Below are 19,646 nucleotides of genomic sequence, written 5' to 3'. Positions count from 1 at the left end.
CTACTCGAAGCGCAGGCCGAACAGCCCCCCGGTGTCCGTCGCATCTGTCAGCTTCGTTTCTATAATGCGAGAACGGATGTCGAAGCCGGCCTTGAAGCCCTCGCGCGGCAGCGCGTCGGAGTTCATCGTGACGATATACTGGAAGCCGGCTGCCTCGGCCCGCTCGGCCCCGAGCTGCAACGCCTTGGCGACTTGCCGCTCGTCCACGCCATCGAACAGGTGGCTGTCATGTATCAGGAAGCCGGGACCACGGCCGTTCTTCAGGCTGATTTCGGTCAACATGAGATCAAAGCAGAAGATCTGCATGTTGGTAATGCCCTTGCTTCGCTGCCCGTCGATATGGACCTCGAACTGGGGGCCGCTTCCGGTTTCGGAAATCGTCAGGCTGCCCGCCTTCTCGTAAAGGGATTCCGACAGCGACTCGAAGGCGAGGATCGCCTCGCGGATGAGGTCGGCCCTCTCGTGGATGTCGTCACGCAGCGCCTTGGTTAGGTTGGCCCGCTCGATGTCGAGTTCGGCCTTGGTGCTCTCGATCCGCTCGGCGGTGTCGAGCCGCTGGCGAAGTCCCTCGACCTCCGCCTCGGCTCGGCCGACTTCCTCGCGCAGCGAAGTGTAGTGTTCCAGTGCGCCGCCGGAGCGAAGCACGCCCATGATCTGCCGTCGGCGACGGTCGCGCTCGGCGGTGCGCTGATCGCGATCGGCAACGCGAGCCTCGGCCGAGGCGATCTCAGCGGTCAGATGCGCGCGCCGGTTCTCGATGATGATCCGGTGGAAGCGTTCCACCTCGTCGAAACGCCGCCGCACCATGTCGGGCAGAACGACCCCGGCCTCGGCATAGAGCTTCGTGACATCCCCCAGATCGGGCGCATCCTCGTCGGACAGCGAGGCGCGAAGCTGTTGCAGAAGATCGCCATCGATCACGTTCTCGACGTTCATGCCGTCGATCTCGCGTGTGATCTCGTTCGCCTCGCGCTCCAGAGCTTTGTATTCTGGCACGACCTCGAACGTCTCAAGCTGTTGACGCAGCCGCGCTGCGCGAGCCTCGGCGATGGTCAATCTCGTCCTGAGATCGGCCGCCTTACCAAAGAACCGGCCAAGGTCGCCGCTCCGGGCAGCCTTGCGCAGTTCCTGCGCAACCTTCTCCTGTGCGCGCAGTTCCTGAAAATGGCCGGGGATGCTCCAGTCGAGCCCGAGCAGATAGCAGATCGAGACCTGCTGATCCCATGCCTGCTGCATCCCTGAATGCTGCATCGGCTGCTGAAAGCCGCCGCTGTTCTGACGGCGGACGAAATAGGAGAAGAGCGAACGGAACGACGGCTGAAAGCGCTCGGCTTCGTTGCCAGCCGAAATGGGCAAGCCGAACCAGAGCTGGCCGAGATTGGCCTTCCAGTTCTCGTTGGACAGTTCAAAAAGCCCGGCTCGGCTATCGAACTGGGGCGGGATCGGCCAGTTCTCAACCGGACCATTGACCACGATCCGGCTCGGCTTGGCGCCACTGCGCGCGGCCGAGATGGCGTCACCAGCAATGTCGACGGCGACATCGAAAGTCCAGGCCGTCAGCGCATCGGATCGGAAGATGCTGTCCTTGCGCGCGTCGGCGCCAAATAGGAAATGAACCAGTTCGATGAAGCTGGTCTTGCCGGCGCCATTTCTCGATTGGCGATCGTTCGCGCCCTCGCTCTTGTCGGCCAGAAGGATGTTCAGGCCGGGCTTGAAGGTCAGCGTCTTGAACGATTCGAGGTCGCTACCGAAACGGCGGATCATGGCTGAACCCTCCGCATCAGGCCGCGATCGAAATCGACCGCGCCGATCGTAAAGAGCAGGTCGAGCGACAGGATGAACCACTGGTAGTCGATCGGGGCGTTGGGCACATGGAGCGAGCGGCGTCCGCGCATCTCGTCCCACAGTCGCGACATGGTCATCGGCCGTTTGAGGATATCGAGAACCTCGGCGCCGACGCCGATGAGCGCGCGATCGGGGCGGACATGCTTCGTCGGGAGGATCATGACGCCTCCACGGAAATGACGATCGGATCTTCGAAAATGTCGCAACTATCGAAGAAATAGGCGAGGACCGCCAGCGCCGCGCCTTGCCGCTTCGGTTCACCGTTGAAGCCGGCATAATCCTGAAGGTGCTTGAAGATCGTATCCGCCGAAAGATCGAGAGCCTTCAACTCGGCATAGCGCAGCCGAAACGCCTCAGCGATGCGCTCACCGAGATCGGGACGCGGGCTTTTGCGGAAGAAGGTGTCGACGAGCGCAGACTTCCGACGGCCGATACGCAGGAACAGGCCCGATTCCTCGGAAAGAGCGTTCTTTTCCAGCTTTTCCGGCGACGGTGGCGTCAAGGGTGGATCGGTCGGATTGGGTTCTTGCCGTTGGAGCGCCTCGATGATCGGGACGAGATCGGACATGACGAGACGATCCACGATCGCGATCGAAGCCGCAGGGCCGAAGAGAGCCTGAAGCGCAGCCAGGTCGAGCATCATGGCAAGATCGAGCAGTTCCGGCTCGGACCATGTTGCGATTTGAAGCGGTGCATGGGCCTGACGAAGCCCGCCGAGATGCTGAACCGCGTTCGGCGGCAGCCCGCGCCCGTCGTTATGTACGAACACCCACTCCAGCATATTGCCACCCCAATGCGCACGCGCGCCGTGGAAGTCCGCATCGACCTTGTCGATGAGGTCGGCTTCTTTCATGGCGTCGGGTGCATAGCACTGGAACACGGAGCCGGAGCTGATCCGGCGGCCATCGCATTTCAGGTCGCCGTAAGGACCGTAGGGGCGAACCTCCTCGAAATCGGGACCGAAAGCGTGTCCGGCCAGAAGGACGAACCAATCCTGAAATGCCGCACCTTTCTTGGTGTGAAATGCCAAACGAAAGCGATCGACGTAGATGGACTGTTGCAGCTCATCCATGGCGCCGCCTTGGCGACGGATCGCCGCTCTTCTTCCGTGCCGAAACGGCACCGACCGACGCAAGATCGCCCAGATGATGAATCCGCAACGCCGGCCGCTTGGGCAGTTTGACGGTCAGCTCCAGCTCGCCGCCGACGGCTTCAACATAGTTGCGAAGCGTCGAGAGGTGCATGTCGGTCTGCTTTTCGATCTTCGAGACCGAGGGCTGGGTGATATTGAGCGCGGATGCGACGTCCGCCTGCGCCTTGCCTGCGATCTGCCGCAGTTCGCGCAAACCTTCGACTTCCTGTTTCAATTCGTCACGGCGCGCTCCGATTGCGACCTGCTTGTCATGAGGAAGGGCGGTGATGATGTCGTCGTGGCTCCGGCCCATCCTGCTGTCCTTCCTTGATGAGATTTGGTGAAAGCAGGCCATGGCCCTCCGGGCATGACCTACCGTGATGCGACTCCACCACTGACATATTCATGCATATAGCCTTGAAGCTATGTTGGGGTCAACGGCAGAAGTGACTATCCATCCCTTGGTGGAACTTGACGAACTCGAAGTCCGCTTACGCGGTTCGGTACGGGCCGGGCTTGACCACGCCACAGCGTCGGCCAGCTTTCCGACGGTCCTCGTTGAGCGTGATATTAAGGAAGGCAATCGGGGGCATTGCTCGGCCGAGGCGATTCCTTCCAACTTACGAGAATCCGCGTGCCGGCGAGGCGAGGAGCCGAAAGCCGCTGTGATTTCAGTGGCTTCCAGTCCGATTGCAGCCCCGAATTTAGAGGGCTATAGCGTAAACGTAGTTATCATCATCGCCCGGTGCGGCGCGCCATTTTGCCACCATTCAGAACAAAACAACGAACTCAGGGCCAGGATTGTTGGACTTGGAGCCTCCTGGACCCTGTGCACAGCTTGGGGATACGATCGATCGGGGCCCCCCGAGTGGTCGACATCGCGGCTAAACATGGCCAAGAGTCGTCGGCATGGCCAATCAGAACCCGCGCAAAATTCAGTCTGCAGCACCGGCCGATGCGCTCGTCCCCCAGGCCGCGGAGGCGCTTCGTCTTGGCAGATTCAAGGAGGCCATCGAGCTCTACAAGCAGCTCTTCAAGCAGGAGGCCAAGCCCGACTGGCGGGACGCCCTTGCTGCCGCCTATGTGGGTCGCGCAAAGATGCTGTCCGCCAAGGGGCTGTTCAAGGAGGCCGAGGTCGTGCTCGGCCACGCGGTGGCGCTCGACGGCGCCGTCAAGGAGCCGCTGCTCCTGCTCAGCTGCTTGGTCCGCCAGGGCCAGATCGAGAAGGCGCTCGCTCAGGCCCTTAAATACATCGGAACCGACGTCCCGGAGCCGGACCAGAGACGCCTGTTGTCCGAGCTGACTGCGGCGCTGTTTTTGGCTCGGCCGGTTCCGCTTAAGTTGGGCGACGACGACCCGCCGGCTCGCGCCGAATGGATCGCGGCCGCCAATGCGGCGCGTGCGGTGCTGGCCGCGCTGACTGAGCAGAAGCCCGCTTGCGAGATCGAACCGCTGCTCGCCAACATCCCGGCGCGCTCGCCGTTCGGGCCGGTGCGGCTGATCATCAAGGCCCTGCTCACTGACGATCCGGCGAAGGCCCGCCGGCTGCTCGACGGCGTTCCGCCCGCCTCGCCATTCGGGCCGCTGCGGCTTGCGGTCGAGGCGGCGCTGCCCGGTGAGCCGGCGGAGGTTATCGGTCGGCTAGGCCAGGCGAGCGGGGCGCAGCGGGCCTTTGCGTTCGCCAGGCTCGGTGGCTGGTCCACGCCATCGCTGCTGGAGCGGCTGCTGGACGCCGAACGCCGCGGGCCAGGTACGCTGTTCAACTGCCTGTCGAAGCAGGCGGCGATCCTGCCGGCCGCCGACATCCGGAGGGCCTGCTTCAATTTGCTGCCGCAGCTCCCCGACCGCATCATCCCCTTTGAGAAAACCTTCGGAAAACTGTTGGATGCCGAGAAGGCGCGCATCTTCGCGCTCGCGGCCGAGACGAAGCAGGACTGGACCCGCGCCGAGTCCAGCTGGCGTGCCGCAGCACAGCATTTCGTGGGGGACAGCTCGCGCGACGGCAAGCTGTCAGCAGGCATTATCTATCGTCATCTGGCGACCTTGGCGCTCAAGGAGCCGATGATCGCGGGCGAAGATCCGTTCACCGACCCTGTCGTCTCCTACCTGAAGAAGAGCCTCGACTACGATCCGGACCATCTGCCGGCGGTGCTGCAGCTCACCAAGCTTCATCGCGAAAATGGCGACGACAACGACTGGCATGCCCTCGCTGAGGATGCCGTGCAACGGTTCCCGGCCGAGAGCGCCGTGCTGATGCAGGCGATCGAGTCGGCGGCCGCCCGCAAGGCGTACAAGAAGGCGGCTGGGTTCGCGAAGAAGCTTTTGGCGGTCGATCCCATCAACCGGCTGGCGCGCCAGCGCATGATCGAGATGCAGATCTCGTATGCCCGCAAACAGATGCGCGCGAAGCGTCCCGACCTCGCCTGGAAGGAGTTGGCCGCAGCCGGCGAATGGGACCGCGCCGATACGCCGAACGCCGACCTGCGGACCAACCGGGGACTCGTCGGCTTGCGCGGCGGGCTGGACCTGGAGGCGGAGGCGCGACTTCGCGAGGGGGTAGATTTGGCCGGTGGCGGCGCGGTCGGTTGGTTCCGCGCCGCCTTGCAGGATGCACTGCTGACGCCGCCGCGGTCAGGACCGCTGTCGCTGATCCGTGATGAACTCGCGCGCATCATGCGCGGAAATCCCTCCAAGCCGGAGATCATCGCGATCGCCACCCTGTTCTCGGCGGAAGACGTCCGGGCCGATCAGAAGGCCACGTCCGAGTTGGCCTGGAAGTTCTGCACGTGGCTGCGAAACGCCACGCACATTGTACTGTCGATCGCGGAATTCTATTCGGTGGCGGACGCGATCGTGCGCGGGAACTACTTCGACATACTCCACGCGTTCGCTGCTGCCGGCAAGCGGCGCGAGCCGAACGAGCGGCTGTGGCGCTTCTACGAGATCGTCGCCCGGACCAAGAATAACCCGGACTGGATGTCCGTCGGCGAGGAGGCCGATCTCGATGAGATGTGCCGCTCGCCCGCGATCGAGCAGAATCGGCACGGCTACAGCCGCATCGACCGCTACCTCAACAGCACAGGTGACGATCGCGAGTCTCGGCGACGGGCGCGGCGGCGCGAGGCGAACGCCACCGGCGGCTTCGATGTCCTCGAAGACATTGTGACGAGTTTCATGGAGACAATTTCGCAGCGCGACGTTCAGAAGCTCGTCAGGTCGCATGGACGGGCCGGCGGCGTCGCGGCCCTCGCCGACCGGCTCGGCAAGCTGCCGTTCGGCGCCGCGTTGCCGCGCCCGCTCCTGGAAATGGTCGCAACGACGATGGTCGTCGCGGCCCTCGGCGAGGCGCCGCCGTTCTGAGCGCCCTGAGGACGACACGTGATGACGGACCCGTTTTCCATCCTCGGCGTCGACGAGAGCGCCAGTGACGACGAGATCAAGCGGCGATACTTGACGCTGGTGCGGGACTTCCCGCCCGACCGTGAGCCGGAGCGGTTCCAGAGCTACCGTGCGGCTTTTGAAGCTCTGCACACCGAGCGCCAACGGCTCGCAGCGAAGCTGCTCGCTACGCACGACACCGCACTGACGCGGCTCAAGACGGCCAGCCTGCCGTCGCCTGAGGCGCGGCAGCAAGGGCGGGTTTCTCAAGCGCAGGTGACGGCGCTGCTGGTCGAGGGTATCGAGCAGGCGATCGCGCGATGGCAAGAGACGTCACGAACCGAGACCGCACGAACCGGCGCCGCGCGAACCAACGGTGCGTGAGCGGCGGGAGGGACGACATGGACCAATCCATCAAGGAAACGTTGCTCGAGCGGCTGCGCGCCTATCTCGATGCGGCGGACGCGCCGGAGGCCGACGTCTCGCAGGCCGCGGATGCGATCGAGATGGTAGCCGACCTCGAGAGCGATGCCGTGACCGACGAGGCGCGGGACTTGTTCTCAGTGTTCGTGGAGATCGCCGCCACCCGCAACGAGGTGCGCACCCAGTCGCGCATCGTCAAGGACGCGCTCGACCAGTTCCGCGACGTGTTCGCGACGCTGCAATCCGCCAACACAGCGCTGGACCGCGAGCTGAAGGAAGCGCATGCGCGCGCCCGCGAGCAGACCCGCACCGTTCTGCGGCCGCTGCTGCTCGACATCCTTGACGTGCGGGATCGCCTTGCCGCCGGGCTCGCGGCCGCTCCGCCGCGGCGCGCGTCGCCGTGGCGACCGTGGCGGCGACCCTCGCGCGACCCTTGGCGGGAGGGCCTGGAGATGACGTTGCAGCGGTTCGATCGGGTTCTGGCGGATCGCCGCGTCACCCCGATCGCCACCATCGGCCGCCCGTTGACGCCCAATGTTGCGCGAGTGGTGGGGACGCGAGACGATCCATTCGTCACCGAGGGACTGGTGATTGCTGAATCCCGCACTGGTTTCGAGTGGGAAGGCGAATTGCTGCGCGTCGCAGAGGTGATCGTGGCGAAACGCACGAGCGCCAAGGATAAGGGCACCAAGGATCGTTCCGATCGGGGAGATGACGAATGAGCGAGACCATTGTCGGAATCGATCTCGGGACCACCAATTCGGAGATCGCTGTTTATCGCGACGGCCGGCCCGAGATGCAGGCAGATAGCAGCGGGCGCCTGATTCTGCCGTCGGTCGTCGGGCTGGATCAGGACGGCAGCCTCCTGATCGGCGAAGCCGCGCGCAACCAGTACATCCTTCATCCCGAACGCACGGTGCGCTCGATCAAGCGGTTGATGGGTAGCGACCGCAAGGTCTCGCTCGGCCACCGAAATTATACGCCGCAGGACGTCTCGGCGATGATCCTGCGCCGCCTCAAGGAGATCGCCGAGGAGCGGCTGGGCGCGCCGGTGCGCAAGGCGGTGATCACGGTGCCGGCTTTCTTCTCCGACGCGCAACGGCAGGCCACCCGTGAAGCCGGCGAGATCGCCGGGTTCGAGGTGGCTCGCATCGTCAATGAGCCAACCGCGGCGGCGCTGGTCTACGAGGCCGCGCAGCAGCAGGGCAAGCGGGTGCTGGTTTACGATCTCGGCGGCGGCACCTTCGACGTCTCCGTGGTGCGCATCGAAGAGGGTGTGGTCGAGGTCATCGCCAGCCACGGCAACAACCATCTCGGCGGCGACGACTTCGACCATAAGATCGTCGAACACGTGCTCGACCATCTCAGGATCGAGCACAAAGTGGACGTCAGCGACAATCCGCCGGCGATGGCGCGCATCCATCGCGCCGCCGAGAACGCCAAGAAGCATCTCTCCGACCATCCGTTCGCGCGGATCGAGGAGGAATACCTCGCCGAGGTCGGCGGCAAGCCGATCCATCTCGCTCTGGAACTCGCCCGCGCCGACTACGAGGAGATGATCGCGCCGTTCATCGAGGAGACGCTGAGCGCGATCCACATCGCGCTGGAATCAGCCGCCCTGACCGCGTCGCAGATCGAGGAAGTCCTCCTGGTCGGCGGCGCAACCCGCACTCCGCTGATCCGCGACCGGCTGTTCGAAGTGTTCGGGCGGCCGGCTCGCGGCGAGGTCGATCCCGACCTGTGCGTCGCGATGGGGGCTGCCATCCAGGGCGCATCCATCGCGGGCGAGAAGGTGTCGGCCGTGCTGGTGGACGTGACCCCTTATACGTTCGGCACCGGCGCACTCGGTGAGCTGGGCGGCACCCTCTATCCCTACTGCTTCATCCCGATCATTCCCAAGAACACGCCGATCCCGGTGCGCAAGAGCGAGGCGTTCGTGACCATCAACGACAATCAGAAGGTCGTCGAGGTTCGCATCTATCAGGGCGAGAACGAGGACGCCCTGGAAAACATCCAGATCGGCGAGTTCCGCGTCGAGGACCTCGCCGACGTGCCGGCCGGCAACACCATCATCCTGGATCTCGCGTTGGACCGCGACGGCATCCTGCACATATCCGCCAAGGAGAAGACGACCGGGCTCGAACGGCGGATCACCATCGACAAGGCGATGTCGCGCTATGAGAAGGCAGAGATCGAGGAGGCCCGTCGGCACATCGACCGTCTGTTCGGCGAGTCCACTGACCAGATAGTGACGGACGTCGAGGGGGCCGCCCCGGTCGACCCGAAACTCGAGACCCTGCTCGTCAAGGCGCGCGCCAAACTCGACGGCGCGGTCGCGGAGGACCGCACCGAGATCGTCGATCTGATTGAAACCATCGAGGATAGCCGGGCGAGCGGCGACGACGCCAGGCTCGCCGACACGGTGCTGCGGCTCGATGATCTTCTGTTCTATCTTGAGACCTGATCCGGAGCGGCGCGTCATGATCACCGGGGTCTTGGACCAGTGCCCGATCTGCGGCGCGCGGCTCAGCGGCGGCGACACCTGTCGGCGCTGCCGGGCGGAGCTTGAAACTGTCCACCGAATCGCGCAGCAGAGCGCGACGCTGGTGGGGGCCGGCCTTCAAAGCCTCGCCACTGGCGACTGGGCCGCCGCCGTCTGCCTGCTCCGCCGCGCCAGCACATTGCGGGCAACACCCGATCTCGCCTGGATCCTGTCGGCGCTCGCCGACGGTGAGGCGCCCGACGGCAGACGAACTGAGCCCGATCCGACCGCTACTCGGAGCGCCGGGCCGACGGCCTGATCGGGGTGGATCAGTCGAACTTCCGGTATCAGCCCGAAACCGGGGTGAATACGGCGATCCCCGCGCCTGCGCGCGAGCGCGCCGTGAGCACGTTTGAAAAGGCCAACATCCATGCAGAGCGGTTCGACGAGTATGTGAGCGGCCTGCACGAAGACGTTATGAAGCTCAGGGGAAGGGCGATCGGCCCCATAGATCTGCTGCGGCTAACGGCGAAGAAACGGGTCGTGTATCATGCGGTCTGACTTTTCAAAGCGGGTGGTCTGCAACGAATCGTGATCTGAACTAAGGTCTACTACAGACGATTTAGCTCACTCTGTTTCCGCGACTGGTTTCAGGTCTCGCCGCTGATGCGTCGTTCCTCGCCGAGCGGCACAATCCAGCCGCCTGCGCGGTCATATCGGGCAAAGTCATCAGGATGCACGATGGTAGCTAGGCGGTTGCGCACGGCGTCAGGCTCTGCGTCGATGGCTACGCGAATGAGATCGCGCTCGATCCCGACAAAGACCGGCCGGAGGTTGAGGCGAGCGAGCGCTTCCTGGTCGGCGGGCGCGACATCGGCGTCGGTGATTGCTCCCGCGCGGGTAACGATGCCGCCGACAAGCCCGCCGATGGCGCTTGCCTCTTCCACGTCCCGTGCCGATGCGGCATCGAGCAGCACTCGCGCGAGTCCGAGATCGTCCTGGAGCCTTCGGGCAAATGGTTGATGCGTGAGACGATGGAGGGCGCCTGCCAATTCGGCATGACCGAGCGGCTTGATCAGGTTGGCGATATGCAGCCGAAGAAGGCCGATGAACAGCGCGTTCTTTTCTTCGGGAGCGACGGGCTCGCCTTCATCGACGGGATCGCGGACCGAGAGATGGACATCGGCTGGACCAGCTACAGCCATTCCCCAGCGCGTTGCGATCGCGATGCGCTTCACCGTGACTTTGCGGCCTTGGGCGGTGACATCGATCCGTCCAGCCTGCGTCCATGCGCGATCCAGCGCCTTCGCGGGTTCTGCCACATCATGGCAGCCTTTCGCCTCGGCCACCGTTAGGGAGGAAAGGTCAGAGGCACAGGCGATCCAGTCGGGCAGGTCGCCGCGAAACGGGCGCTTGACCTTGACCTGTCTGCGGCGGTCCAGGTCGATGGTTCGGCTGCCGAGATGTGCAAAGATCGAAAGATTGAAGTGTCGCTCGAGATAGGCGCGGGCGACGAAGCGTCCAAACAGACCCGAGAGCGCAACTTTGACTTCGCGCGCCTGTCCAAGCGGCTCCCTGAAGATGAAAGGCGTTCCGGCGCCGGTCGGCGCCAGCAGTTCGTCGAGAATGGACCACGCGCCATAGGCGGCGCCTGGTGTCTGCAGCACCTCCCGAATGCCGGCATCCTCGATATCGGAGACTTCAAGGTCGACGGTCGGGCCGGCGACGGGGCTCGCGGCCGCAGGGTCGAAGCTATGAAGGAATGTCCGAGTCAAAGCGCCAGCGCTCGTTTGAGGTCATCGTGCTCGAAAGCGCTGGCCATGCGATTGATCTCGGCGGCGCGGGCGCCGACGGCTTTGGCGGTGTCGCGCCAGGTAGCGGTCGTGGTCGCGACTTCCTTGATGATCGCGCGGGCCTGCGGCAGCGTGAGCCCGAAATATTCCGACGTGGCCTCGAGCAGATCGAGCGAGCAGGTGCCTTCGTCGAGGTCGATGTTCGTCGTCAGCACCCGCGCCTTCACATCGGTGGGCACTGGATTGAGATCGTAAGCCGGAGAGAGCGACCATCCCGCCTTTCCCAGCCACAGGAAACCGTGGTTGCGTAAATGATCATCGACATTGGAGATCAGCACGTTGAAAACGACGCGCCGGTAGAGGGCATGAGCGTCCGTCCTTCCTTGCGCGCCATGCTGCGCGAGAGCGTCGACTATCTCCGGATAGCTGCCGCGCTCGCCGTCTTTGGCGCTCATCATCGCCATGGCGGACAGGAACGGGATGCGAACGGCGTCATTTCGATCAAAGCGTCGTGACAGCATGACGGCCTTGCCGGCCACCTCGATCAGTTCGTGTTGCGGGGTGGCGATGCCAGCCTTGCTGGCGAGCCGCAGCGCAATCTCTTCCCAGGTCTCCATGCTATAGTCGTCGGTCTCCTTTGGAAACTTGGCGATCGAGAGATGACCGTGTTGGTCGACGACCGAGGCCTTCGGCCGGGCGCCGCCGAGAGAGGAACCTGGAGCGAAGATGAGCTGGAGATCTTCGTCCGTTTCCTCGTCGCGGAGAATGCGCTCGGTGATCTGGAGCAGTCGGCCGAGTTCGATCAGGGCGGGCACACCGGCGCGGATCGGTGCCTGGAAGGTTTCTTCGCCGACCCAGCGAAAGCGGAGGGCGCCAAGCCGCGTTTCGTCGGCAACGCCGAGCAGATAGTCACTTTCTGCAAGCGTGCGAACGGCGCGGCCTTCGCGATCGGCGAGGCGGCGTTCGGCGCGCTGCATGAGACGGCGGCCCCAGGTGTCAGGCGCGGAGTCGCCGATGGAGCCGAAAGTAGCCAGTCCGGCAGGAGGAGCAAAGGCGCCGCGCGTCAGGGCGAGGGCGGGTTCCAGGGAGAACCGGTCCGGATCATCAAGCCACGCGCCATCGTACTCGAAAAGGATGGTCTCCGAGCCGCGAGCGCGATTGCTTCTGGCCAATCCGATGCGGCGCGTGTGGCCGCCGAGATCAATATGCACCTCGAAGTCAGCCATTGCGTGAGGCTCCGGTCTTGCGTTTGACGTGGATATGCTTGGGCAGCTCGGCGCTGGCGAGCGCCTGGCCGACGCTGTCGTTGCTGATGTCGGCGACTTTGATCAAGCCGTCGAGCAGGCCGAGTGCCTGAAGAACGCCGGCATAGATGCCAATGCTGACGTTGGTGTCGCCGGCTTCGACCCTTTGCAGTGTCGAGCGGGACGTGAAGGCGCGCTCGGCCACGACCGCCATCGGCAGCCGCCGGCGCCGCCGGGCATCGTGGATGTCGGCGCCGAGCTTGCGCAGGGCCCGTCGAACGGCGGCGGGAGGATTGTGGGGGGTCGGCATTTGACACCTTCGTGCTACAGATTTGTAAGATGTGTAGCACGAAGCTTACAAATCCTCTAGTTGGCCAACGCCGGTATTACCGTAGTGGATGGTCGCCAAAGCGTATATATCGGCCAAGGAGAGGGCCTGTTGGTTGAGAACTGTCAAAAACCCGGCGTAGTCTCCGAAAGTCGGTATTCGCATCTCGGGATGTGTTTCGGCGTGGGGTCTCAACCATCATCGGCGTGGGGGTCCCATCATTTCAATTTAATGAAATCAATGGCCTGAAGCGGTCCCGACGACGCCGATGGGGGGCATTTTTCGATCAGCATTCACAAACAGATCCGGTTGCCGCCTTTTTTGCGTCGTCTTGGACATGGGCTCCTCCCTCGACGGGAGGCGATTCCTCCCGACGCGAGGCTACGAGGACGTCAAGGAACGTGCGAAGCTCAAGAAGTCGGTCCACTGGGAGAAACGGATCAGCTATAACTTTAGCCGATGCTGCTTCGGGCTCCGTCATCCATGCCGGCAGAAGATGGAGACGGCCGTTCTCGCGGCGAACCGTGAAGTGGCGATGGCCATCGTGGATTTGTTAGCCGAGCACGACCAGGTCCCGGCCAGCGTCAGGATGGAATGGATATGTTACTCGAACGTCGTTGCCCGAAATCCCTGCATCATGCAGCCCCTTCGGACGAGGGCGCTTCATACTACCCATCTGTCTATCTCCTTATAATTCAAGGCATTTCTGGTTGGCGTCGCAAGACGGCGGACTGCGGCGCGATCGCCTGCGAGAGGCATCTTGGCGCACGTCCGGTCGCGTGAGATCAGATTGTTTGATGATCCATGTCGAGCCCTTGCATAAATGCTCCGCAGGCAATCGTCCCTCAATGATCATGCGACGTATCGTCGATGGACTGACGTCGAGCATCTCTGCTGCTTCGATTAACGAGCGCTCACCTCTATCCTGGCGTTCCCCCTCACGATAACGGGCGATCTCGCGGGTTCTGCGCAACGAACATACGCTCGTCCTCGTCCAGGACGCCCCGTGCGGGGTTGTTTTTCCGGAGCGATTAAGCAAGGCGGCGATCGAGTAGTCAGGCATTTGACGTGCGAGCATGCGCACAAGATCCACTACCTCGATGTCGGTCGTCCAACGCGTCACGCCGACACGGTTCTTCTTAACTTTCAGGCGGGTGTGATCGCCACCTTGCCAATGATGATGAGGTCCAGATGCTGATTGTCCTGATCCAGGTCGACGACGATTTCCGACAGCACTGTACGCAGGATCTTCTTCTTGATCTCCGACGTAACACCGGGGCGCTGCCAAGCTCTATTCAGATCGTCCCCGAGCTTAAGCAGCGCTTCGCGATCGCCGGCGCTAAGTCCAGGAGAAGGCGAACTGGCCAAACTCTCGATTTCTCGCTCAATTGTACGCACAGCTTGGATGCGCTCGTTCCAGCGACGCTCAAGTTCACCAGCGACGTGACGATTGTCGGGGTCGACCGCGTCATATTGGCGATACGCTCGGTTTGCTTCGTAATGCGCCTGTTCAAGAGACTGAAATGGACCCCGATTTTGGGACCACGTGCTTAGTTGGAAGGGGCTGCTCCGTTTGATAGACGGAGCGCATGATGACGACGAAGACGAGACGCAAGATCGACGCGGCACTGAAGGCAAAGATCGCGCTGGAAGCCGTGCGGGAGCAGGCGACGGTGGCCGATCTGGCCCAGCGCTACGAGGTTCACCCGAACCAGATCTATGCCTGGAAGAAGCAACTGCTGGACCAGGCGGCCCGGGCCTTTGACGCGGGTGTCGGGCGCGAGAGCGAGGACGCTCGCGAACGCGAGATCGAGAAGCTACATGCCAAGATTGGACAACTGACAATCGAGCGCGATTTTTTAGCGCGGAGGTCCGGAAGATGAGCACGCCGGACCGTCGAGGAATGCTCGATCGCGCCGACATGGCGCTGTCGATCCGCCGGCAATGCATGTTGCTTGGTATCGCGCGCTCTGGGGTCTACCGGCCGCCCCGGCCGGCCAACGACAACGACCTTGCCCTGATGCGGCGCCTCGACGAGCTGTTCACCGCCTGGCCGTTCCTGGGCTCGCGGCGAATGACCGCGATGCTGAAGGCTGAGGGGCTTCAGGTCAATCGCAAGCGCGTGCAGCGGTTGATGCGCAAGATGGGCATCGCGGCGCTGGGACCAAGGCCGAACACGACGAGGCCGGCGCCAGGCCACAAGATCTATCCCTATCTGTTGCGCAACATGACGATCGACCGGCCAAACCAGGTATGGGCGGCCGACATCACGTATCTGCCCATCGGCCGCGGCTTTCTTTATCTCGTCGCCATCATCGACTGGGCGAGCCGTGCGGTTCTGGCGTGGCGGTTGTCGAACACGATGGACGTCTCGTTCTGCGTGGCGGCTCTGGACGAGGCGCTGGCGAAGTATGGCACGCCGGAGATATTCAACACCGATCAAGGCAGCCAATTCACCAGTGCGGCCTTCACCGGCGCGTTGGCGAGCGCAGGGATCAAGATCTCCATGGATGGCCGCGGTCGTTGGATGGACAACGTCTTCATCGAGCGGCTGTGGCGGTCGCTCAAGCATGAGGACATCTATCTCAAGGGCTATGCCGACGGCCGCGAGGCCAAGGCAGGGGTCGCGAGCTGGATCGCCTTCTACAACCATCGTCGCCTTCATCAGGCGCACGGCTATCGCACGCCGATGGCGGTCTGGCGCGAACGGATGCAGGCCGCGAAGTCTGTGGACATGGTGGACAACGCTGACGCGTTGACCACATGCCCACAGCAACTGCAGCAGACAGAGTCTCTGGCAGCGTGATAGAAAGGGGTCAGGAGCGGTCAGTTTCCAACTAACAAACCGGTTCAAGCGGTCCCGCTCCGCGGGTCCATTTCAAGACCTTTGGAGCTGAAGCAGTTTTTCCGACTGTTCGGCGCCCTGAGTTTTCATTGCATTTAGCGCAGCCTCAACGCCAAGCGGTTGAAGCCGCTCCAGCACCTCTCGCGCCACCATCCGATCGAGGCGCATTCCACCGAAGCCAAGACAGGCTGCGACGGCCGCCTTGTTGAAGTCTCCGCGGCAGACATATCTCTGCGTGTCGCCGCCTCTGCCGGAATACTGAACGTATAACCGCCGGCCACATCGCGCGCAGCGCAAAAGCCCAGGGAGAAGTGCTTCGCCGCGTCGGACGGCTCCTCGACCCAGGTAGCTCTTGCCGTTGGCATTGTCCGCAATGAGGCGCTGGTTTCGAACAAACTCATCCCAGGAGATGTAGCCCTCGTGATGGTCGCGGAGCAGCACGTCCCAGGCTTTCCAATCTCGTTGGGGATTTCGCTTTACCTTCTTCCGACCGTTCTCGACCGTCATCCGGACACCCCGTCGTCCGAACACGTAGGCACCGGCATACACAGGGTTGGTGAGCATGTGATTCAACGTCGTGTAGCTTGGTGTACGCCATTCGATTTTCGGATCGTGCGAACCTCCCGCGGCGAAGGGTAGTGCGATCTTCTCCTGGAGCAACCAGAGCAAGACCTGCCGGATCGATTGGAGCTCCACAAACTTCCTGAAGACAAGATCCAGGGACTCGCGGACACGTACGTCCGGGTTTTTCTCGATTCGATCATCCTTCGTCTTCACATACCCGACCGCGACCGTCGTGAAGTGCTCGCCGCGCCGGGCCTTTTGTTTGACGGCTTCGACTGATCGCTGTCGAATGACGCTGAGCTCCAGCTCGCTCATCGTGCCCTTCATCCCCAAGAGCAATCGATCGTTAATCGACCGAGAATCATAGACGCCATCTTCGTCGATAATGAGCGTGCCGACCAAGCCGCAAACTTCCAACAACGTGTGCCAGTCTCGACCGTTTCGAGCGAGGCGGGAAGCCTCGATTGAAAACACCGCACCGACGCGCCCCTCGCAGATTAACGCCAACAACCGCTCGAATCCACGTCTTGCAACGCCGCCGCCGGACTTGCCGAGATCATCATCAATAACCTCGACATCGCTCCAGCCGAGTGCGCGTGCGCGTGCCTCAAGGCCGTATTGCCTGCGTTGGCTCTCCAGGTTGTGGACAACCTGGTCGACCGAGGACTGTCGAACGTAAACCACGGCGCTACGCGCCAGGTGATCAGTGGTGTTCTTCGTCATGATCCACCTCCTGACTTGTGGGCGGGTGGGGCAGACACCTTTGCTACGGCTTCGTTGAGCAGAAGCGACAGCAACTTGGCGGCCTCGGCTTGCACCACCTGAGGCAGATGCTCCGCTCGCGCCGTCGCGAACAGATCCGGTTGCCGTCTTTTTTGCATCGCCTTGGACATGGGCTCCTCCTCCCTCAACGGGAGGTGATTCCTCCCAACGCGAGGCTACGAGGACGTCAAGGAACGTGCGTAGCTCAAGAAGCCGGTCCACCGGGAGAAACGGATCAGCTACAATTTTAGCCGATGCTGATTCGGGCTCTGTCATCCATGCCGGCAAAAGATGGAGACGGCCGTTCTCGCGGCGAACCGTGAAGTGGCGATGACCATCGTGGATTTGTTCGCCGAGCACGACCAGGTCTCGGCCAGCGTCAGGATGGAATGGATATGTTACTCGAACTTCGTTGCCCGGAATCCCTGCATTATGCGGCCCCTTCGGAAGGCGGGGGCGAGACATGGGCGGTACTCTCTTCGCTTCTTAACACGGCCAAATTGAATGGCCTCGACCCCGAGGCCTATCTCGTCGACGTTCTCGAACGCATGGTGAGCGGCGCCACGAAGACCCACCAGCTTCACGAACTTCTGGCCTGGAACTGGAAGGCCGCGCGCGAAGCCGAAAAGCGTGCCGTGGCATGACGAAGCGGAAGCAACGGCGAGTAACGCGTAAGCCGGTCAAGAGGACGATGGCGGACTATGCCATGTCATTCGAGCGGCTCGGGCAATGGATGAGCGAGCGCGCCAGGTCGCCGACGCTTCGGCATCCGCGGGCGACGTCGCTCTCCATGCTCGACGGCGCAGTGGCCGCTGTCGTCGCCGGGCCGGTCTCGATGGCCTCCGAGGAATGGGTGTGCCCGCTCCTCGGCGTCGATCCCGACGCCTTCAATCACGACACCGAGGAGTTCTCGGCGATCGCTGCCACGCTGATGCGCCACAACGCGATCAGCGAGACGCTGTCGACGAGACCGGAGAGCTTCGAGCCGCTGTTCGTGCGATCGCCGGACGGCGACGTCGACCCGCAGCCTTGGTGCATGGGCTTCTACGCCGTCATGAAGCTTCGGCTTCTCGTCTGGTCGCGGCTTCTCTCCCCGAACGGAACCGAACACCTTATGCTGCGGCCGATCCTGGTCCATTGCATCGATGACGCCGGTCGGCCCTTGCTGCCCCCGGCCCGGCGCACACTGGGAACACAACCCATCGTCCAAAACGCCTGGCGCGACATTCCAGCAACCGTCGAGGCCCTGCGACAGTTCTGGATGCCTATACGCTTCAAGCGTGGCGCGTAGGCCGTCCGCGCCAAGTCCGTGGCCCTCTCGTACCGCTTACGTTGCGCCTGCCCACAGCCACGCCGCGCAGCGCTCTTTCTGCGGCATTGTTCGTCAGGCAGATTCTACCGTCGTCGAGGAAGCGGGCGAAGTCGTCCCAGCGGCTGAGCATGTAGTTCATTGGTTCATTGGCTTCAGGACCTCGGAAGAACGCGAGAGGGTTTCGCGCTCGCGCAGCAGTCAGGCGTGCAGTTCGTCGAACAACGGCTTGCTCCTTTCCTGGCGCACGGCACGCCGCTCGGCGGCTGTCTTGCCGTTGATCCCACGTTCGATCTCGAACAAGGCGTCGAGCCGTTTGACGGCCTCCAGCGCGATCGGGGAGATCGGCTTGCCCTTTCCGCCGTCCCGGGCATTCTTCTCGATGTCGGCCAGCTCGAAGAACCCCCTGCGGGCATGGGCCATGCAGAAGGCGGGCGTGAGCGGCCGGTCCTTCCGCCGCTCGTCGAACAACGGATTGAGACCGCTGTAACAGTCAGCCTGAAGGATGCCCTGGTACCCAACCAGGTGTTTCTGGGGATGTTCACCCCGTCGGTCGCTCGAGGCGTAATAGACTGCAGCTGGCGGAGCGGTGCCCGCGAAGGGCTTGTCATCCCGAACATAAACCCAGATGCGTCCAGTTGTGCACTTGCCCTTCGCCAGGATGCGGATGGTGGTGTCGTCGCCGTGAAGACGCTCGGCCGCGAAGACATGCTTCTCTATCAGCTCGGAGATCGGAGCCAGGGCGCGAAGGTCCCGTGGCCGACCTGGTCGGCCAGCGTGGTCACCGGCATGTCGATGCCCTCGCATTTGAACCGGGAGCTCTGGCGGTTGAGCGGGATGTGCATGCCGTACTTGTCGAACAGGATTGTCGCCAGCAGCTGCGGACCAATGAAGCCGCGCGGCGTGGCATGGAACGGCGCCGGTGCCTGGCTGACCTGCCCGCAATCGCGGCAAGTGAACTTCTCGCGGACCGTCTCGATCAACTTGAACCGGCGCGGGATCTCCTCCAGCGTCCTGTTTGCATCCTCGCCCAGCTTCGACAGCCGCGACCCGCCGCAACAGTGGCAGGCCGTTGGAGGATCGATGACGATGCGCTCGCGCTCGATGTCGTCCGGCCAGGGCTTGCGCACCGGCCGCTTGCGCGTGAAGGCGCGTACGCTCTGCGTCTTCGCCGCTGCAGCGGCCGCGGCGAGCTCGTCCTCGGTCGCCGACATAACAACATCTTCAAGCTGCAGTTCCAGCTGGTCGATCAGTCGCGCCCCGCGCTCGGAGCGCTGCCCATAAAGCTCGCGTTTCAGCGTCTCGATGCGCAGCTCAAGATGTGCAATCAGCGCTTCGTTGCCGGACAGCTTTGCCAGCGCGTTGGCTGCTTCGGCCTGCGCACTCGCAGCCTTCGTCTCGGCTTGCTGACGCGCTTCTCGTTCGGCCCGAAGAGCCTCGCGCTCAACCCGCAACGCCGCCAGGGCGCTCGCAAGGTCAGAGGGAAGATCGTCCGTTTTCGATGTCACGAAGCCATCGAATCAGATCAGCACAAATATGCA

The 19,646-nt window shown here is 63.0% G+C and carries 19 protein-coding genes and 2 pseudogenes; 9 read left to right on the top strand and 12 right to left on the bottom strand.

The annotated features are described in order from the left end of the window. From NLN62_RS49945 to NLN62_RS49930, 4 genes are read right to left on the bottom strand one after another with little or no spacing between them, the layout of a single operon-like run. Positions 1 to 1,764: an ABC-three component system protein gene (locus NLN62_RS49945; protein ID WP_254114108.1), complete on the bottom strand. Its 1,764-nt coding sequence runs from the start codon at positions 1,762 to 1,764 to the stop codon at positions 1 to 3. Continuing rightward, complete coding sequence (locus NLN62_RS49940; protein WP_254114107.1) at positions 1,761 to 2,006, bottom strand: ABC-three component system middle component 6; 246 nt, start codon at positions 2,004 to 2,006, stop codon at positions 1,761 to 1,763. The genes NLN62_RS49945 and NLN62_RS49940 overlap by 4 nt, the downstream gene beginning before the upstream one ends. Beyond that, the gene (locus tag NLN62_RS49935; RefSeq protein WP_254114106.1) at positions 2,003 to 2,917 is read right to left on the bottom strand and encodes an ABC-three component system protein; all 915 of its coding nucleotides are present in this window, start codon (positions 2,915 to 2,917) and stop codon (positions 2,003 to 2,005) included. The genes NLN62_RS49940 and NLN62_RS49935 overlap by 4 nt, the downstream gene beginning before the upstream one ends. Beyond that, complete coding sequence (locus NLN62_RS49930; protein ID WP_254106440.1) at positions 2,910 to 3,290, bottom strand: XRE family transcriptional regulator; 381 nt, start codon at positions 3,288 to 3,290, stop codon at positions 2,910 to 2,912. The genes NLN62_RS49935 and NLN62_RS49930 overlap by 8 nt, the downstream gene beginning before the upstream one ends. Positions 3,291 to 3,886: 596 nt before the next feature. Between NLN62_RS49930 and NLN62_RS49925 the strand changes: the two genes are divergently transcribed. Genes NLN62_RS49925 through NLN62_RS49900 form a run of 6 tightly spaced genes read left to right on the top strand, consistent with a single transcriptional unit; the run spans position 3,887 to position 9,821 of the window. Next, on the top strand, positions 3,887 to 6,337 hold the full coding sequence (locus NLN62_RS49925) for a hypothetical protein (RefSeq protein ID WP_254114105.1): 2,451 nt from the start codon (positions 3,887 to 3,889) through the stop codon (positions 6,335 to 6,337). 21 nt (positions 6,338 to 6,358) lie between these two features. After that, positions 6,359 to 6,739 (top strand): DnaJ domain-containing protein, encoded by a 381-nt coding sequence (locus tag NLN62_RS49920; protein WP_254106442.1) that lies wholly within the window; start codon positions 6,359 to 6,361, stop codon positions 6,737 to 6,739. 17 nt (positions 6,740 to 6,756) lie between these two features. Next, positions 6,757 to 7,500 (top strand): nucleotide exchange factor GrpE, encoded by a 744-nt coding sequence (locus NLN62_RS49915; RefSeq protein WP_254106443.1) that lies wholly within the window; start codon positions 6,757 to 6,759, stop codon positions 7,498 to 7,500. After that, the gene (locus NLN62_RS49910) at positions 7,497 to 9,242 is read left to right on the top strand and encodes an Hsp70 family protein (protein ID WP_254106444.1); all 1,746 of its coding nucleotides are present in this window, start codon (positions 7,497 to 7,499) and stop codon (positions 9,240 to 9,242) included. The genes NLN62_RS49915 and NLN62_RS49910 overlap by 4 nt, the downstream gene beginning before the upstream one ends. Further along, a complete protein-coding gene (locus tag NLN62_RS49905) occupies positions 9,232 to 9,579 on the top strand; it encodes a hypothetical protein (protein WP_254106445.1) in 348 nt (115 codons plus the stop codon). Before NLN62_RS49910 ends, NLN62_RS49905 begins: the two co-directional genes overlap by 11 nt. 44 nt (positions 9,580 to 9,623) lie before the next feature. Further along, the gene (locus NLN62_RS49900) at positions 9,624 to 9,821 is read left to right on the top strand and encodes a hypothetical protein (RefSeq protein WP_254114104.1); all 198 of its coding nucleotides are present in this window, start codon (positions 9,624 to 9,626) and stop codon (positions 9,819 to 9,821) included. 89 nt (positions 9,822 to 9,910) lie between these two features. Here the strand turns inward: NLN62_RS49900 and NLN62_RS49895 are convergent, their stop codons facing one another. The 5 genes from NLN62_RS49895 to NLN62_RS49875 all read right to left on the bottom strand — a co-directional run bounded on the left by NLN62_RS49895 (position 9,911) and on the right by NLN62_RS49875 (position 13,993). Continuing rightward, on the bottom strand, positions 9,911 to 11,035 hold the full coding sequence (locus NLN62_RS49895) for a hypothetical protein (protein WP_254106446.1): 1,125 nt from the start codon (positions 11,033 to 11,035) through the stop codon (positions 9,911 to 9,913). Next, positions 11,032 to 12,279, bottom strand: a complete 1,248-nt coding sequence (locus tag NLN62_RS49890; RefSeq protein WP_254114103.1) for a type II toxin-antitoxin system HipA family toxin — start codon at positions 12,277 to 12,279, stop codon at positions 11,032 to 11,034. Before NLN62_RS49890 ends, NLN62_RS49895 begins: the two co-directional genes overlap by 4 nt. Then, positions 12,272 to 12,607 (bottom strand): helix-turn-helix domain-containing protein, encoded by a 336-nt coding sequence (locus NLN62_RS49885; protein WP_254106448.1) that lies wholly within the window; start codon positions 12,605 to 12,607, stop codon positions 12,272 to 12,274. Before NLN62_RS49885 ends, NLN62_RS49890 begins: the two co-directional genes overlap by 8 nt. Positions 12,608 to 13,313: 706 nt before the next feature. Further along, on the bottom strand, positions 13,314 to 13,514 hold the full coding sequence (locus NLN62_RS49880) for a helix-turn-helix domain-containing protein (protein ID WP_256576122.1): 201 nt from the start codon (positions 13,512 to 13,514) through the stop codon (positions 13,314 to 13,316). Positions 13,515 to 13,771: 257 nt separating this feature from the next. Beyond that, positions 13,772 to 13,993, bottom strand: a complete 222-nt coding sequence (locus tag NLN62_RS49875) for a hypothetical protein (protein WP_254114102.1) — start codon at positions 13,991 to 13,993, stop codon at positions 13,772 to 13,774. Positions 13,994 to 14,217: 224 nt separating this feature from the next. Between NLN62_RS49875 and NLN62_RS49870 the strand changes: the two genes are divergently transcribed. Next, a protein-coding gene (locus NLN62_RS49870; protein WP_254114101.1) for an IS3 family transposase occupies positions 14,218 to 15,431 on the top strand; the annotation gives its coding sequence in 2 pieces (ribosomal slippage) (positions 14,218 to 14,494 and positions 14,494 to 15,431; 1,215 coding nt in all). Between the two features lie 72 nt (positions 15,432 to 15,503). On the opposite strand, the gene NLN62_RS49865 is transcribed toward NLN62_RS49870, so the two are convergent. Further along, complete coding sequence (locus NLN62_RS49865; protein WP_371933167.1) at positions 15,504 to 16,757, bottom strand: recombinase family protein; 1,254 nt, start codon at positions 16,755 to 16,757, stop codon at positions 15,504 to 15,506. Further along, a complete protein-coding gene (locus NLN62_RS49860) occupies positions 16,754 to 16,927 on the bottom strand; it encodes a hypothetical protein (protein ID WP_254114100.1) in 174 nt (57 codons plus the stop codon). Before NLN62_RS49860 ends, NLN62_RS49865 begins: the two co-directional genes overlap by 4 nt. Positions 16,928 to 17,248: 321 nt before the next feature. On the opposite strand from NLN62_RS49860, the pseudogene NLN62_RS49855 reads away from it, so the two are divergent. After that, positions 17,249 to 17,440, top strand: a pseudogene (locus NLN62_RS49855) (transposase domain-containing protein); the annotation flags it as partial. Positions 17,441 to 17,487: 47 nt separating this feature from the next. Then, the gene (locus tag NLN62_RS49850) at positions 17,488 to 18,087 is read left to right on the top strand and encodes a UPF0149 family protein (RefSeq protein WP_254114099.1); all 600 of its coding nucleotides are present in this window, start codon (positions 17,488 to 17,490) and stop codon (positions 18,085 to 18,087) included. A 40-nt stretch (positions 18,088 to 18,127) separates the two neighbouring features. Here NLN62_RS49850 and NLN62_RS49845 read toward each other — a convergent pair. Then, positions 18,128 to 19,613: pseudogene (locus tag NLN62_RS49845) on the bottom strand (IS66 family transposase); the annotation flags it as partial. Between the last annotated feature and the right edge of the window lie 33 nt (positions 19,614 to 19,646).

The sequence above is a fragment of the Bradyrhizobium sp. CCGUVB23 genome (genome assembly GCF_024199885.1).
Classification (GTDB): Bacteria; Pseudomonadota; Alphaproteobacteria; order Rhizobiales; family Xanthobacteraceae; genus Bradyrhizobium.
The sequence above is the reverse complement of the archived record's forward strand: the minus strand, read 5'-3'. Positions and strand labels throughout refer to the sequence as shown.